Consider the following 15,750-nt stretch of genomic DNA (forward strand, 5'->3'; position numbering starts at 1 on the left):
TAGCGTGGTGTTACGGCGCAACCCACTGGGGTAGTCGCCGGGGAGAGGAGTCAGCAATGACCGAATCTGATCGCCATGAAGCCTCCGGTGAGAATGTGGCAGACGAGACCGCAAGCCATGATCTCAATTCGTCCGGGGACCAATTCACTCCTGCTTACACGCCCCCGCTGCACGCAGAAGCCGGCCGCCCTTCCTTCGGGCGTCCAGCGGATGCCTCGGACCTCCAGGAGCGCGTCGACAATCTGACGACACGCAACGCCAAGCTCCTGGAAACCCTCAAGGAAGCGCGACAGCAACTCGTTGCCCTCCGCGAAGAGGTCGACCGTCTCGGGCAACCACCGAGTGGGTACGGCGTGCTCCTCGAGATCTACCCCGATCAGACCGTCGACGTCTTCACGTCGGGCCGCAAGATGCGTCTGACGTGCTCGCCCAACATCGACCTCGACTCGCTGAGCAAGGGGCAAACCCTGCGCCTCAACGAGGCACTGACCATCGTCGAGGCGTGCGAATTCGACTCGGTCGGCGAGATCAGCACGCTGCGCGAGGTTCTCGGCGACGGCCAACGCGCACTGGTCGTCGGCCATGCCGATGAGGAACGAGTCGTGTGGCTCGCCGAACCGCTGCTCGGCGATGTCGACGGTGAGGACGGCAAGCGTCGCAAGCTACGCCCCGGCGATTCGCTGCTGATCGACACCAAGGCCGGCTTCGCGTTCGAGCGGGTGCCCAAGGCCGAGGTCGAGGATCTCGTCCTCGAAGAGGTGCCGGACGTCGGTTACGAGGACATCGGTGGTCTCGGTCGGCAGATCGAGCAGATCCGCGACGCCGTCGAACTCCCGTTCCTGCACAAGGACCTCTTCCGCGACTACTCACTGCGTCCGCCGAAGGGTGTGCTGCTCTACGGCCCTCCCGGCTGCGGTAAGACGCTCATCGCGAAGGCAGTCGCCAACTCTCTTGCCAAGAAGATCGCGACCGCGCGTGGCGACGACGCCAAGGAAGCCAAGTCGTACTTCCTGAACATCAAGGGTCCGGAGCTCCTCAACAAGTTCGTCGGCGAGACCGAGCGACACATCCGCCTGATCTTCCAGCGCGCACGTGAGAAGGCATCGGAGGGCACTCCCGTCATCGTCTTCTTCGACGAGATGGACTCGATCTTCCGCACCCGCGGATCAGGTGTCTCGTCCGACGTCGAGACCACCGTCGTGCCGCAGTTGCTCAGCGAGATCGATGGTGTCGAGGGCCTCGAGAACGTCATCGTGATCGGCGCGTCCAACCGTGAAGACATGATCGACCCGGCGATCCTGCGCCCGGGACGTCTCGACGTGAAGATCAAGATCGAGCGTCCGGACGCCGAGTCGGCGATCGACATCTTCTCGAAGTACCTCGTCGAGCAGCTTCCGGTGCACGCAGACGATCTCAACGAGTTCGGCGGCGACCGCACCGCATGCGTCAACGCGATGATCGAAAAGGTCGTCGAGCGGATGTACGCCGAGAGCGACGAGAACCGGTTCTTGGAGGTCACCTACGCCAACGGCGACAAGGAGATCATGTACTTCAAGGACTTCAACTCCGGCGCGATGATCCAAAACGTCGTCGACCGTGCGAAGAAGTACGCGATCAAGTCGCAGTTGGAGACCGGCGCCCCCGGTCTGCGGGTGCAGCACCTCTTCGATTCGATCCTCGACGAGTTCGCCGAGAACGAGGATCTGCCCAACACCACCAATCCGGATGACTGGGCGCGTATCTCGGGCAAGAAGGGCGAGCGGATCGTCTACATCCGCACGTTGGTCACCGGCAAGAGTTCCGGCGCAAGCCGTGCCATCGACACCGAGACCAACACCGGTCAGTACCTGTAGATCTTCGGTTCCTGCAGGTCTTCAATACAGGCAACTGCGGCCGACCCGTTACGGGTCGGCCGCAGTTGTGTATGGCGCGATCTGTCTGGCCCAGGTGTATTCGGGTTACGAGGGCATCGCGGGCGGCTCGCCTGCCGACGCCGGGTAGCGCACCAAGCCCAGTTCGGCGTCGTCGGTGAGCAGCGGATGCCGCGGCAGCACACGCGCGGTGTAGCCGAGCACCCCCGATCGATACGGTGCGACGGCCGCTTGGTAACGAGTCCGGCCGGATGCGTCGGTCCCGGGCACCGGTTCCATCGGCGAGTGCACCGCGTCGTAGATGTCGCCGTCGTCGGTCACCCGACCGAGCACGGCCTGCACGGTCACCTCGTCCGGCGCCAGTTCTCCGAGCGAGACGTGCGCAGTGAGGTCGAGCTCGTCGTCCGGAGTCGTCGACTCGTCGATACCGGCGATCGCCACCGACTTCCACGACGACGCCAGCGTCGAACGGTACGAAGCCAGCGAGGTGGCCAACGCGTACCCGTCCGCGCACGCCTGCTGGTACGAAATCCCCGCCGGCACATAGAGTTCGAGGGTGTAGTCGCGGACCATGCGCGATGCGAGCACCTTGGGACCGAGCACGGCGAGAGTGTGGCGGACCATCTCCACCCACCGCGTCGGCACGCCGTCCTCGCGCGAGTAGTACAGCGGGACGACGGTCTCCTCGAGCAGCGAGTACAGAGCCTCGGCCTCGAGGTCGTCGCGGCGATTCTCGTCGTTCACGCCTTCGGCCGACGGAATCGCCCAACCGTTCTCGCCGTCGGCCATCTCGTCCCACCACCCGTCGAGGATCGACAGGTTGAGCCCGCCGTTGAGCGCCGACTTCATCCCCGACGTTCCGCACGCCTCCATGGGACGTACCGGATTGTTGAGCCACACGTCGCAGCCCGCGTAGATGTGTCGCGCCATCGAGATGTCGTAATCGGGGAGGAAGACGATGCGGTCGCGCAGTTCGGGATCCTCGGTGAACTTCACGATCTGCTGGATGAGCGCCTTGCCGCCGTCGTCGGCCGGATGCGCCTTACCCGCGACGACGAGCTGCACCGGCCGTTCCGGATCGGTGAGGATCCGGCGCATCCGGTCGGGGTCACGCAGCATCAGCGTCAGCCGCTTGTAGGTGGCCGCCCGTCGCGCGAAGCCGATGGTCAACGAGTTGGGGTCGAAAAGGTCTGCGGTCCAACCGAGTTCGGCGTCGGTGAAGTCGCGGTCGCGGCCACTCGCATAGGCGCGACGACGCACCTCGTCGACGAGGCCCGCTCGCAACTCCGAGCGGATCGCCCAGAGGTCTGCGGCGGGCAACGCCTCGTAGACCGCGGGCGCCGCGTCCTCGTTGCCCCCACTGACGTCCTGCCATTTGCGCGCAACCCACGTCGGTCCGTGCACGCCATTGGTGACCGCACCGATCGGCACCTCGTCGGCGTCGAATCCGGGCCACAGGTCGGAGAACATCTCGCGGCTGACCGCGCCGTGCAGTTGCGACACCCCATTGGATCGCTGCCCGAGGCGAAAACCCATGTGCGCCATGTTGAATACACCCGGATTCGACTCGTCGCCGAGTTCGAGAACCGTGTTCGCCGACAGCCCCGGCAACAGATGCGACGTTCCGTCGGGGCCCGGATCGAGGTAGAAGCGCACGAGATCGTCGGGGAAGCGGTCGATTCCGGCGGGGACGGGTGTGTGCGTCGTGAAGATCGTCGACGCTCGGACCACGGACTCCGCGGAATCGAAGTCGAGCCCAGCGGAGTCGACGAGCTCGCGGACCCGCTCGACGCCGAGGAACCCGGCATGGCCCTCGTTCATGTGAAAGACGGTGGGCTGTGCGCGTTCTGCGAGACGGACGTACTCACGCAGGGCTCGCACCCCTCCGATGCCGAGCAGGATCTCCTGCTTGATGCGGTGATCCTGATCGCCGCCGTAGAGACGGTCGGTGATGCCGCGCAGCTCGTCGTCGTTGGCAGCGATGTCGGAATCGAGGAGCAGCAATGGGATTCGACCGACGGTGGCAACCCACACCTGTGCATGCAGCGTGCGCCCGCCGGGCATGGAGATCTCGATGATCACCGGCTTCTCCGCGGCATCGGTCAGCAGCGTCAGCGGTAACGCGCCCGGATCGTTGACCGGATACCGCTCGATCTGCCAGCCGTCGTGGGACAGACTCTGCCGGAAGTAGCCGCACCGATAGAAGAGTCCGACGCCGATCAAGGGCAGACCGAGATCCGACGCCGCCTTGAGGTGGTCGCCTGCGAGGATGCCGAGACCGCCGGAGTAGATCGGCAGCACCTCGGAGATGCCGAACTCCATGGAGAAGTAGGCGATGCCCTCGGGCATGGGGTCTCCCGAGTCCGCCCGGTCGCCGTACCACTGGGGCGACGTGCAGTATTCGTCGAGGTCAGCACGTAGCGCGGTGAGTCGGGCGAGAAAGTCGGAGTCGGTCGACAACTCTGCGAGTCGCTCCGGCGATACCTCCGCGAGCAACCGCAGTGGATCGCCCGTCGCTTCCCACCGCTCGGGGTCGACGGTGGCGAACAGGTCCTGGGTCGGTGCGTGCCAGACCCATCGGAGATTGTGGGCGAGAACGGCGAGATCGGACAGGGGAGTGGGCAACGGAACCCGAACGGTGAACCGGCGGAATGCTTTCACGTGTAGAAGGTCCCATACGAGCGTCGCCGGTGCGACCGATGCGCGGTGGTGGGTCCGACCTTTCATCCGACCGACATCTAGTCTCAATACCATGCAGCGAATCATCGGCACCGAGGTTGAATACGGGATCTCCGCGCCAGGCGACCCGACCGCGAATCCGATCATGACGTCGACACAGGCAGTGCTCGCGTACGCCGCAGCAGCAGGGGTGCCGCGCGCCAAGCGGACCCGCTGGGACTACGAGGTCGAATCGCCGCTGCGCGATGCGCGCGGTTTCGATCTCGGGCGCGGCACCGGACCAGCCCCCATCATCGACGCCGACGAGATCGGCGCCGCGAACATGATCCTCACCAACGGGGCGCGTCTCTACGTCGACCATGCCCATCCCGAGTATTCGGCACCCGAGGTCACCGACCCGCTCGATGCCGTGATCTGGGACAAGGCGGGCGAGCGTGTGATGGAAGCTGCGGCGCGCCACGTCGCGAGTGTGCCCGGCGCACCTCGCCTGCAGTTGTACAAGAACAACATCGACGGAAAGGGTGCGTCGTACGGCACCCACGAGAACTACCTGATGAACCGCGACACGCCGTTCACCGCAGTCATCGGCGGTCTCACGACCTTCTTCGCGTCGCGACAGGTCATCACCGGCGCGGGTCGTGTCGGCATCGGGCAATCCGGCGACGAAGCCGGCTACCAGCTCTCGCAGCGGTCGGACTACATCGAGGTCGAGGTCGGACTCGAGACGACGCTCAAGCGCGGGATAATCAACACCCGCGACGAGCCGCACGCCGATCCCGAGCGCTACCGCAGACTCCACGTGATCATCGGCGACGCCAACCTCGCCGAAACCGCGACGTATCTCAAGGTCGGCACGACGTCGTTGGTGCTCGACCTGATCGAGGCCGGTGTCGACTTCTCCGATATCGAACTCGCGCGCCCGGTGTCGGCGGTGCACGCGATCAGCCATGATCCGACGCTGCAGGCGACGGTGGCGTTGACCGACGGCCGCGAGCTCACCGCACTCGCACTCCAGCGCGAGTATCTCGAGCGATGCACGAAGTTCCACGAACGTGAGAATTCCGACGACGCGCGGGCGATGGACGTGTTGCGCACCTGGGCCGACGTTCTCGATCGCCTCGAGCGCGACCCGATGGAATGCGCAGACATCCTCGACTGGCCCGCGAAGCTCCGCATCCTGGAAGGGTTCCGCCAGCGTGAGGGGCTCGGTTGGTCGGCGCCGCGACTGCAATTGATCGACCTGCAGTACTCCGACGTCCGACTCGACAAGGGCCTCTACAACCGTCTGGTGGCGCGCGGCTCGATGAAGCGACTCGTCGACGAGGCCGATGTGACGCGCGCGATCACCGAACCCCCGGAGAACACCCGGGCGTACTTCCGTGGCGAATGCCTGCGCCGCTTCGGCGCCGACGTCGCCGCAGCAAGCTGGGACTCGGTGATCTTCGACCTCGGAGGCGATTCGTTGGTACGGATTCCGACACTGGAACCCCTGCGCGGAAGCAGGGCACACGTCGGCAAACTCCTCGACTCCGTGCACTCGGCATCCGAGCTGGTCGATCAACTCACCACCTGATCGGTTCTCGACGCGTCTCGGTTTCAACCGCCCTTTCGCACACGTCACAGGTAGTGTGGATTCACGAGCTGGAAGTGTCTGCGCCGCACCGCGATGCAGCAGGAAGCGACGAGCGGGTGAAGTACTCCTCGTCGCCGACGGCGAAGAGCGGTGACCACGGGTGCAGGCATCGTCGAGGCGGAGCCTCGGCAGAAACGAGGGAGTGCACATGGCGCAGGAACAGACCACTCGCGGCGGCGGTGGAGACGACGGCGAACTCGGCTCCGACGGCAGTGCCGGCCAGGAACGACGCGAGAAGCTCGCCGAGGACACCGACGACCTCCTCGACGAGATCGATGACGTGCTCGAAGAGAATGCCGAAGACTTCGTGCGCGCGTACGTGCAGAAGGGCGGCCAGTGAGCGAGAGATTCGGTTCACTGTCCCCGTCCGGTCCCACCAGAAGTTCCCACCCCACGTTCGGTGCCGACATCTCGTCGTTCACCGACTTTCTGCGGGTCAACGCACCCGACCAGTTGCCACAGGCGAGGGCTGAACGCATGGGCACCTTCACCTCGGCCACCGACACCTCGGAGATCCCGCACGGCACCACGATCGTGGCCGTGAGCTTTCCCGGCGGTGTGGTGCTCGCGGGCGACCGACGCGCGACGATGGGCAACCTCATCGCGACTCGCGATGTGCAGAAGGTGTACGTCACAGATGAGTACTCGGCTGCCGGCATCGCGGGCACGGCGGGTATCGCAATCGAGATGGTCCGGCTCTTCACTGTCGAACTCGAGCACTACGAGAAGATCGAGGGTGTCCCACTCACTCTCGACGGCAAGGTCAGCAGACTCGCCTCTATGGTGCGCGGCAACCTCGGTGCGGCGATGCAGGGCCTGGCAGCCATCCCGCTGCTCGTCGGCTACGACATCGACCACGACAGCCCAACCGAACGAGGCCGCATCTTCTCCTTCGACGTCGCGGGCGACCGGCATGAGGAGTTCGGCGGGTATCAAGCGATCGGCTCCGGTTCGGTATTCGCGAAATCGTCGTTGAAGAAGCTCTACCGTTCCGATCTCGACGCCGACTCGGCGCTCGCGATCGCCGTCGAATCGCTCTACGACGCGGCCGACGACGATTCGGCGACCGGCGGCCCCGACATCGTCCGCAAGATCTTCCCGACCGCCGTCGTCGTGAGTGCCGAAGGCGCACAAGAGGTTCCACCCGCCGACATCGAGGCGGCGGCTCGGGCGATCATCGAGCGTCGAGCCGCAGAGCATGAGGAGGCGCCGCGATGACCTTCCCGTATTACGCAAGTGCCGAGCAGATCATGCGCGATCGCTCGGATCTCGCGCGCAAGGGAATCGCCCGCGGGCGCAGCGTGGTCATCCTGACCTACGCCGACGGCGTGCTCTTCGTCGCGGAGAATCCGTCGAACACCCTGCGTAAGACGAGTGAGATCTACGATCGAATCGGCTTCGCCGCGGTCGGCAAGTACAACGAGTTCGAGAGTCTGCGCAAGGCGGGTATCCAGCTCGCCGACATGCGTGGGTACTCCTACGACCGCGCCGACGTGTCGGCACTCTCGTTGGCCAATACGTACGCGAACGCGTTGGGTTCGGTCTTCACCGAACAGCCCAAGCCGTACGAGGTCGAGTTGTGCGTCGCCGAGGTGGCGCGCTTCGGAAAGCCGAAGCCCTCGCAGTTGTTCCGTATCAGCTACGACGGCTCGATCGCCGACGAGACCAGATTCATCGTCATGGGTGGCGCCACCGACGCCATCTCGGCGGCACTCAAGGACAGCTACGAGTCGGATCTTCAACTCGCAGACGCCCTGAAGATCGCGGTGGATGCGCTCTCGACTCCGACCGAGGCGTCGAACGGAACGCCAACTGCGGCACGCGAATTGAGCCCCGGTGATCTCGAGGTAGCGATCCTCGACCGCAATCGTCCGAGGCGTGCGTTCCGACGGTTGACCGCTGCCGCGGTGGCCGACCTGTTGCCCGCAGCGGCAGCGGAGCCGACCGAATCGACAGCGTCGGACGGCAGCGGCGACCCGAGCGGCGATGCCTCAACTGATTCGGGCGCGTCCTGATCGTGCAACCGGTCGACGCAGGATTCCGCGGGTAGGGTTGAAGAGTGCAACGTCGAATCATGGGCATCGAGACGGAATTCGGTGTCACCTGCACCTTCCACGGCCATCGCCGACTGAGTCCCGACGAGGTCGCGCGGTACCTGTTCCGACGGGTCGTGTCGTGGGGGCGCTCCTCGAATGTGTTCCTCCAGAATGGCGCACGGCTCTACCTCGATGTGGGTTCTCATCCCGAGTACGCAACGGCGGAGTGCGACAGCCTCATCCAGCTCATCAACCACGATCGAGCCGGTGAATTGGTTCTCGAGGATCTCCTCGTCGACGCCGAACAGCGGCTCGCCGACGAAGGTATCGGCGGCGACATCTACCTGTTCAAGAACAACACCGACTCGGCGGGCAACTCGTACGGCTGCCACGAGAACTATCTCGTCGTTCGAGCAGGGGAGTTCTCGCGCATCTCCGATGTGCTGCTGCCGTTCCTCGTGACCCGTCAGCTGATCTGCGGTGCGGGCAAGGTGCTCGCAACGCCCAAGGCGGCAACCTTCTGCCTCTCGCAGCGTGCCGAGCACATCTGGGAGGGCGTGTCGTCGGCGACGACACGGTCGCGTCCGATCATCAACACGCGCGACGAGCCCCACGCCGACGCCGAGAAGTACCGGCGGCTCCACGTCATCGTCGGCGACTCCAACATGTCGGAGATGACCACCCTGCTCAAGGTCGGCTCCGCGGCACTCGTGCTCGAGATGATCGAGGCAGGGGTCGCCTTCCGCGACTTCGCTCTCGACAACCCGATCAGGGCGATTCGTGAGGTCAGCCACGACACAACCGGCACGCGCCCGGTCCGCCTCGCGGGCGGGCGGCAGGCCACCGCACTGGAGATCCAGCGCGAGTACCACGCACGTGCGGTTGAGCATCTGGTCAATCGCGCACCGGACCCCGAGATGGACATGGTTGTCGACCTGTGGGGTCGCATGCTCGACGCCGTCGAGGCCGACGACTTCTCCAAGGTCGACACCGAGATCGACTGGGTCATCAAGCGCAAACTGTTCCAGCGCTATCAGGACAAGTACTCGATGGAGCTGTCGGATCCGAAGATCGCGCAACTCGACCTCGCCTACCACGACATCAAGCGCGGACGAGGAGTCTTCGACCTCCTCTCCCGCAAGGGTTTGGTCACGCGCGCGACGACGGACGAGGCGATCAAGACCGCTGTCAACGAGCCGCCGCAAACGACGAGAGCCAAGTTGCGCGGTGATTTCATCTCCGCCGCGCAGAAGGCGGGACGCGACTTCACCGTCGACTGGGTTCATCTCAAGCTCAACGATCAAGCTCAGCGCACGGTGCTGTGCAAGGACCCGTTCCGCAGCGTCGACGAGCGCGTCGATCGCTTGATCGCATCCATGTAGCCGTAAGCTGCATGGCGTGGTTACGTCGAAAGTCGAGCGTCAGATCAACCTGGTGATCTGTCTGCTCTCGACCAAGCAATACGTCACCGCCGAGTACATCCGCCGCAACGTCTCCGGTTACCACGACCAGGAGCGTTCCGCCGAGGCGTTCAATCGGATGTTCGAGCGTGACAAGAACGATCTGCGCGACCTCGGCGTGCCTCTGGTCACCGGCCCTTCTCCGGAGAGCGGGATCGAGGGGTACCGGATCGACCCGGACTCGTACTCGCTGCCCGACATCACGCTCGACGAGCAGGAGGCCGCGGCGATCGCGATGGCCGCGGCGCTCTGGGACAACTCCGACGTCTCGACTATCTCGCAGACCGCCGTCCTCAAGCTCCAGGCGGCGGGAATCGATGTGCGTGCCGACGACGAGATCGGTGTCGCAGCGGTGTCACAGAGGTCCCTCGGGGGTGAGCAGTCGCTCACACCGACACTGGCAGCGATCGACGCGGGCCAGGCCATCACGTTCACCTACCGCGCGGGCGCGACGTCGTCGGGGGAGCGCCGCACGCTCGAACCATGGGGAGTGGTGACGCACCGGGGTCGCTGGTATGTCGTCGGCCACGACCGCGGTCGCGAGGCAACACGAACCTTCCGACTGAGCAGGCTTTCTGACGTCACTGCCATCGGCCCGGCCGGGGTGGTACACCGTCCGGAGCACACCGATCTGCAGCAGATCGTCGCCGACGCCGTCGATGCAGCCACCGGTTCGGATGGTCGCGCGGCTCGTGTCTGGGTGGCTACCGACCGTGCGGCAGGGCTTCGACGCCTCGCGACGTCGAGCACCCCTGCCTCGTTCGACGGCGAGGAGGGCGACGACCTGGTCATCGAGATCATGTCGCTGAGCACGCTGGCCCGGATGATTCTGGCCGTCGGCCCCGACGCCGTCGTCCGAGAACCGGCCGAACTGCGCGACCTCGTGATCACGGGACTCGATCGGATCGCCGGGGTGAACGCCTGATGTCGACAGCACAATCGCAGCGCTTGAGTCGACTGCTTGCACTTGTCCCATATTTTTCGACGCGTGGCGGTATCTCCATGGAGAAGGCCGCGCGCGATCTGGGGGTCACGCCCACTCAACTACGCAAAGATCTCGAACAGCTCTTCGTCTGCGGACTGCCGGGTTACTACCCGGACGACCTCATCGAGCTCGAGTTCTCCGAGGGGTACGTCGATGTCGGGTTCACGGCGGGAATGGACCGTCCCCTTCGACTGACCGGCGCCGAGGCGAGCGTGCTGTTGGTTGCCCTGCAGGCGCTCGTCGACATGGCGGGAGTCCTCGACCAGCAGGCCGCGCGGCGTGCGATCGCCAAGATCGAACAAGCCGTCGGCAAGTCTCTTCCCGCCGTCGCGACGGTCACCGACGACGACGATGACGAGAAGAACCCGACCTACGCGACGGTGCGGCGTGCCGTGACCGAAGGCCGCGCACTCGACCTCACCTACTACTCGGCGACGCGCGATTCGGTCAGTCAGCGGGTCGTCGACCCGATACGCCTGCAGGGGCTGAACTCCAACACCTACCTCGAGGCCTGGTGTCGCGGCAGCGAGGGCGTGCGCCTGTTCCGCTTCGATCGGATCGAGGCCGCGCAGCTGCGCGACGAGCCTTCGACGCCGCCGGCATCCGTGGCGGGCACGCAGCAGTCGGTGATTCTCGGCGATGACCCTGACCACAGGTCGGTCGACATCGAGATAGATCCGGAGCAGGCTTGGGTTCTCGACTACTACCGCATCGATCCGCTCGACGACGTCGTCGCAGACCGCGACACCCACGAACCGATCAGGGGCCGACTCGCGTACGGCTCACCGGATTGGCTGACGCGTTTTCTGTTGGGGTTCGGCGGGACGGTGCGCGTCGTCGATGATCGGGATATCGACGGCGCTGTGACCAGCGCCGCACAGCAAGCTCGGGCGCGCTATCGCTGAATGGCGCGGTACGATGACGATGAAGACAAGCGGAAGGTAAATCCTGATGGGTGCAATGTCGTGGTGGCACTGGCTGATCGTGCTGGTGGTAGTGCTACTGCTGTTCGGCTCCAAGAAGCTTCCCGACGCGGCGCGCGGTCTCGGCCAGTCGCTGCGGATCTTCAAGAGCGAGGTACAGGAGATGCAGCGCGAGGGTGATTCGACTCCTCCCAAGACCACCGCGTCTCCCGACGAAGCGACACCGCAGCGCGAGCTCCCGTCGTCGGACGCGAGCACCACTGCGCCATCCACCCCGGATCACACCAAGAAGTCGGCGTAGCCGCTCACCGGGACACCTGAGTGCGGATTCCATTCGACCCGAGGTACCGCAAGCGCAAACTCAACCCCGACGGCACCATGCCGCTGGTGGAGCATCTGTTCGAGCTGCGTACCCGACTGCTCATCTCGATGGCCGCGATCGTCGTCACGACGATCATCGGCTTCGTCTGGTACTCCTACGGAATCTTCGGTCTCCCGACGCTCGGTGACCTGCTCCGTGAGCCGTACTGCTCGCTGCCTGCATCGTCACGAGCGACGCTGACCGCAGACGATTCCTGCCGCCTGCTCGCGACGGGGCCTTTCGACCAGTTCATGCTCCGCCTCAAGGTCGCATTGACCACGGGCATAGTGCTGGCCTGCCCGGTGTGGCTGTACCAGATCTGGCAGTTCGTCACTCCCGGACTGCTCGAGAAGGAACGCAAGTACGCGATCTCGTTCGTGTCGGCGGCCGCGGTGCTCTTCATCGCAGGCGCTGTGCTGGCGTATCTCGTCGTTGCGAAGGCATTCCACTTCCTGCTGACCGTCGGCAACAACGTGCAGGTGACCGCGCTGGCGGGCGATCAGTACTTCGGATTCATGATCCATCTGCTCATCATCTTCGGCGTGAGTTTCGAGCTGCCGTTGCTGATCGTCGCACTGAACACGGTTGGCGTGCTGCGGTACGAGCGCCTCAAGGCGTGGCGTCGCGGATTGATCTTTGCCCTCTTCGTGTTCGCAGCCATCGTGACCCCGGGCCAGGATCCGTTCACCATGCTGGCCCTGGCCCTCGCTTTGACTGTCCTGCTCGAGGTAGCGATTCAGTTCTCGCGATTCAACGACCGACGGCGCGACCGGAACACACCGGACTGGGCGTCGATTCCCGACGACCAGGCGAGCCCACTGCCCGACGTCTCGCCGCGACCGCAACCGTCGACCGTCGGAGCACCCTCGCCGGTCTCAGAGCAGGGACGCACCTCCGTGCGCGACGCCGCGACCTTCGACGATGTCCTCTGACCCCGATGTGTTCTGAGCCCGATGTCTGCTGACCACACGGAGTTCGACCGCTTCGCGGCGAGCCTCTCGTTCGAGCTCGACGACTTCCAACGGCTGGCGTGCCACGCGCTCGAAGACGGTCAAGGCGTGCTGGTGTGTGCACCGACCGGAGCCGGCAAGACGATCGTCGGCGAGTTCGCGGTGCATCTCGCACTAGCCGACGGAACGAAGTGTTTCTACACGACTCCGATCAAGGCGCTGAGTAATCAGAAGTACGCCGATCTCGTCGCTGTTCACGGCAGACAGAACGTCGGGCTCCTCACCGGCGACAGCTCGATCAACTCCGACGCTCCGGTCGTGGTGATGACCACCGAGGTCGTCCGCAACATGATCTATGCGAATTCACCTGCTCTACAGGGACTCTCGCATGTGGTGATGGACGAGGTGCACTTCCTTGCCGACCGTTTTCGTGGTGCGGTCTGGGAGGAGGTCATCCTCGGGCTCGATCCGTCGGTGCGGGTGGTGAGCTTGTCGGCGACGGTCAGCAACGCCGAAGAATTCGGCGACTGGATTCAGACTGTCCGAGGCGAGGTCACCGTCATCGTCGACGAACATCGACCGGTGCCTCTCCAGCAGCACATGCTCGTCGGCTCGCGCATGTTCGACCTGTTCGACCCCCACCGCGACGGTGGCAAGCCCCAGGTCAACCCCGAACTCAAACGCTATATCCGACACCGAATGCTCCTGGCAGACGACCGCGACAGCGGTCGCGGACACGATCGACGTTCCGGTCGCGGGCGACCACGCCAGACCCGCGGTAGAGGACCCGGCGCCCTCTCACGTCCGCAGCTCGTCGCTCGCCTCGATCGCGAAGGCTTGCTCCCCGCAATCGGATTCATCTTCTCGCGCGTGGGGTGCGACGCCGCCTTGGCCCAATGCCTTCGGTCGGGACTGTCGTTGCTGACACCCGAGGAGTCGAGTGCCGTCGACGAAGTCATCGACCGGCACCTCACCGAAATCGCGCCCGGTGATGCCGACGTGCTCGGAGTCGACGAGTGGCGGGCAGGTTTGCGGCGTGGGTTCGCCGCCCATCACGCGGGCCTCCTCCCGACGTTTCGTCACACGGTGGAAGAACTCTTTGTGCGAGGACTCGTGCGCATGGTGTTCGCCACCGAAACCCTCGCGCTGGGTATCAACATGCCCGCCCGCTCAGTGGTTCTCGAGCGCCTGGTCAAGTTCAACGGAGAGTCACACGTCGATCTGACTCCTGGTGAGTTCACCCAGCTCACCGGACGCGCCGGGCGCAGGGGCATAGACGTCGAGGGTCACGCCGTTGTCGTGTGGACGCCCGAGCTCGTTCCCGAACAGGTCGCAGGCCTCGCGGGGGCCCGCACGTTCCCGCTGCGCAGCTCATTCGCGCCCGAATACAACATGGCGGTCAACCTGATCGGTCGTCGAGGACTCGCGGGGTCACGTGAGTTACTCAACAGGTCGTTTGCGCAGTTCCAGGCCGACCGTTCCGTCGTCGGGCAATCCCGCAAGGTCGACGACATGTACCGCCGACTACGCAAACTCGACGTCGAGCTCGCCGGAGCCGCCGACAAACGCGGCATCGAGCCCGGGACGATCACCGCACTCGACGACGACCCGTCCGACGGCGCGGATGATGGGTCGGACTCGTACCGAGGCTTTCTCGGCTACGTCACGCTGCGTGAGGAGATCCGCAGACGGGAGCGGGATCTCAAATTCCGCAGCCGTGTGGCAACGCAGGAGTCGACGGTCGCCGACCTCGCCGGCCTCAAACGCGGACATGTCATCGGTGTGTCATCGGGGCGCCACCGCGGACTCGCCGTCGTGCTCGAGGCCGCGAGCCAACCGGCAGATCCCAAGCCGCTGGTACTGAGCGAGGACGCCTGGTGCGGCCGCGTGGGTACACGTGATTTCGTGAATCCGCCGGAGGTGCTCGGCCATATGCGGCTGCCCAAGAATCCCGACCGCAGGACCGGACGCGGTCGGCGCGATCTGGCATCGGCACTGCGGTCGACAGGGATCGAGATGCCACGGGGACGCCAGAAGAAGCGGGCGTTGGCGGCAGACGACACCGAGTTGGCCCGAATGCGCCACCAACTGCGGGCTCATCCCGCCCATCAGCTCGACAACGGCGACGACCTGTTCCGGCTCGCCGAGCAACGCAACCGGCTTGTTCGGGACATCGTGTCGGCGGAGCGCTCGATCAGCGAGCGAACATCAACACTCGGAGTGACCTTCGACAGGATCGTCGGCGTGCTCACCGAACTCGGTTACGTCGAGAGTGATCGCGGTGAGGTGGTGGTCACGCCCACCGGTCAGCTCTTGAGCCGGATCTACAGCGAGAGCGATCTCCTCGTGACCGAGTGCATTCGCGCCGGGATCTGGGACAGACTCGGACCGCCGCAACTCGCTGCGGTCGTCGCAGCGATGGTGTTCGAATCGCGCCGCGACAGTCACGCAGGTGCCGACGCGATGCCGGGAAACGTCGACCTGCGGACTGCGATAGCCGAGACCCTCGACATCTGGGGCCAGGTCACCGACGTCGAACGGCGTCACGGGGTGTCGCCGACACGCGAACCCGACACGGGGTTCTCCGTCGCCGTGTCGTTGTGGGCGTCGGGTCGGTCGCTGACGGAGTCGTTGGCCGCCGCGGGCGAACGCGGCACGCTGCTCTCACCCGGCGACTTCGTTCGATGGAACCGGCAGGTCGTTGATTTGCTGGAACAGATCCGCCTCGGTGTAGGCGACGACGCTCCGCTCGCCCGTTCGGCACGCGCAGCGGTCGGAGCGATCAGACGCGGCGTTGTCGCTGCCGAACTCGGTTGACGTAGCAGGAGTGCGTGGGCGGTTCGACGTGATCG

12 protein-coding genes are annotated in these 15,750 nt (G+C 65.0%); 11 read left to right on the forward strand and 1 reads right to left on the reverse strand.

Features of this window, described 5'->3' with window-relative positions; all coding sequences use genetic code 11:
* The first annotated feature begins 56 nt into the window (after nucleotides 1-56).
* The gene (arc, locus tag ABW18_RS02460; RefSeq protein ID WP_049697373.1) at nucleotides 57-1,853 is read left to right on the forward strand and encodes a proteasome ATPase; all 1,797 of its coding nucleotides are present in this window, start codon (nucleotides 57-59) and stop codon (nucleotides 1,851-1,853) included.
* 105 nt (nucleotides 1,854-1,958) lie between these two features.
* Here the strand turns inward: arc and glgP are convergent, their stop codons facing one another.
* On the reverse strand, nucleotides 1,959-4,532 hold the full coding sequence (gene glgP / locus ABW18_RS02465; RefSeq protein WP_049697532.1) for an alpha-glucan family phosphorylase: 2,574 nt from the start codon (nucleotides 4,530-4,532) through the stop codon (nucleotides 1,959-1,961).
* A gap of 91 nt (nucleotides 4,533-4,623) precedes the next feature.
* On the opposite strand from glgP, the gene dop reads away from it, so the two are divergent.
* From dop to ABW18_RS02515, 10 genes are all read left to right on the forward strand, one after another.
* Nucleotides 4,624-6,123, forward strand: coding sequence for a depupylase/deamidase Dop (dop, locus tag ABW18_RS02470; protein ID WP_049697374.1), 1,500 nt, complete (start codon nucleotides 4,624-4,626; stop codon nucleotides 6,121-6,123).
* A gap of 208 nt (nucleotides 6,124-6,331) precedes the next feature.
* Nucleotides 6,332-6,523: a ubiquitin-like protein Pup gene (locus ABW18_RS02475; protein WP_005202935.1), complete on the forward strand. Its 192-nt coding sequence runs from the start codon at nucleotides 6,332-6,334 to the stop codon at nucleotides 6,521-6,523.
* A complete protein-coding gene (gene prcB, locus ABW18_RS02480; RefSeq protein WP_049697375.1) occupies nucleotides 6,520-7,401 on the forward strand; it encodes a proteasome subunit beta in 882 nt (293 codons plus the stop codon). The genes ABW18_RS02475 and prcB overlap by 4 nt, the downstream gene beginning before the upstream one ends.
* Nucleotides 7,398-8,198 (forward strand): proteasome subunit alpha, encoded by an 801-nt coding sequence (gene prcA, locus ABW18_RS02485; RefSeq protein ID WP_049697376.1) that lies wholly within the window; start codon nucleotides 7,398-7,400, stop codon nucleotides 8,196-8,198. The genes prcB and prcA overlap by 4 nt, the downstream gene beginning before the upstream one ends.
* 44 nt (nucleotides 8,199-8,242) lie before the next feature.
* Nucleotides 8,243-9,601, forward strand: a complete 1,359-nt coding sequence (gene pafA / locus ABW18_RS02490; RefSeq protein ID WP_049697377.1) for a Pup--protein ligase — start codon at nucleotides 8,243-8,245, stop codon at nucleotides 9,599-9,601.
* 16 nt (nucleotides 9,602-9,617) lie between these two features.
* The gene (locus ABW18_RS02495; RefSeq protein ID WP_049697378.1) at nucleotides 9,618-10,604 is read left to right on the forward strand and encodes a helix-turn-helix transcriptional regulator; all 987 of its coding nucleotides are present in this window, start codon (nucleotides 9,618-9,620) and stop codon (nucleotides 10,602-10,604) included.
* On the forward strand, nucleotides 10,604-11,569 hold the full coding sequence (locus tag ABW18_RS02500; RefSeq protein ID WP_049697379.1) for a helix-turn-helix transcriptional regulator: 966 nt from the start codon (nucleotides 10,604-10,606) through the stop codon (nucleotides 11,567-11,569). Before ABW18_RS02495 ends, ABW18_RS02500 begins: the two co-directional genes overlap by 1 nt.
* A 46-nt stretch (nucleotides 11,570-11,615) precedes the next feature.
* Nucleotides 11,616-11,888 (forward strand): Sec-independent protein translocase subunit TatA, encoded by a 273-nt coding sequence (gene tatA / locus ABW18_RS02505; protein ID WP_049697380.1) that lies wholly within the window; start codon nucleotides 11,616-11,618, stop codon nucleotides 11,886-11,888.
* 20 nt (nucleotides 11,889-11,908) lie between these two features.
* Nucleotides 11,909-12,880: a twin-arginine translocase subunit TatC gene (tatC, locus tag ABW18_RS02510; protein WP_049697381.1), complete on the forward strand. Its 972-nt coding sequence runs from the start codon at nucleotides 11,909-11,911 to the stop codon at nucleotides 12,878-12,880.
* Nucleotides 12,881-12,901: 21 nt separating this feature from the next.
* Entirely contained in the window at nucleotides 12,902-15,715 is a 2,814-nt protein-coding gene (locus ABW18_RS02515; protein ID WP_049697382.1) for a DEAD/DEAH box helicase, read from the forward strand.
* The last annotated feature ends 35 nt before the right edge of the window (nucleotides 15,716-15,750 follow it).

Source organism: Gordonia jacobaea (assembly GCF_001186365.1).
Classification (GTDB): domain Bacteria; phylum Actinomycetota; class Actinomycetes; order Mycobacteriales; family Mycobacteriaceae; genus Gordonia; species Gordonia jacobaea.

Excerpts from the sequence above, each read along its gene's own strand:
- arc (WP_049697373.1), top strand. The coding sequence starts at position 57 with ATGACCGAATCTGATCGCCATGAAGCCTCCGGTGAGAATGTGGCAGAC.
- dop (WP_049697374.1), top strand. The coding sequence starts at position 4,624 with ATGCAGCGAATCATCGGCACCGAGGTTGAATACGGGATCTCCGCGCCA.
- ABW18_RS02475 (WP_005202935.1), top strand. The coding sequence starts at position 6,332 with ATGGCGCAGGAACAGACCACTCGCGGCGGCGGTGGAGACGACGGCGAA.
- prcA (WP_049697376.1), top strand. The coding sequence starts at position 7,398 with ATGACCTTCCCGTATTACGCAAGTGCCGAGCAGATCATGCGCGATCGC.
- ABW18_RS02500 (WP_049697379.1), top strand. The coding sequence starts at position 10,604 with ATGTCGACAGCACAATCGCAGCGCTTGAGTCGACTGCTTGCACTTGTC.
- tatA (WP_049697380.1), top strand. The coding sequence starts at position 11,616 with ATGGGTGCAATGTCGTGGTGGCACTGGCTGATCGTGCTGGTGGTAGTG.
- ABW18_RS02515 (WP_049697382.1), top strand. The coding sequence starts at position 12,902 with ATGTCTGCTGACCACACGGAGTTCGACCGCTTCGCGGCGAGCCTCTCG.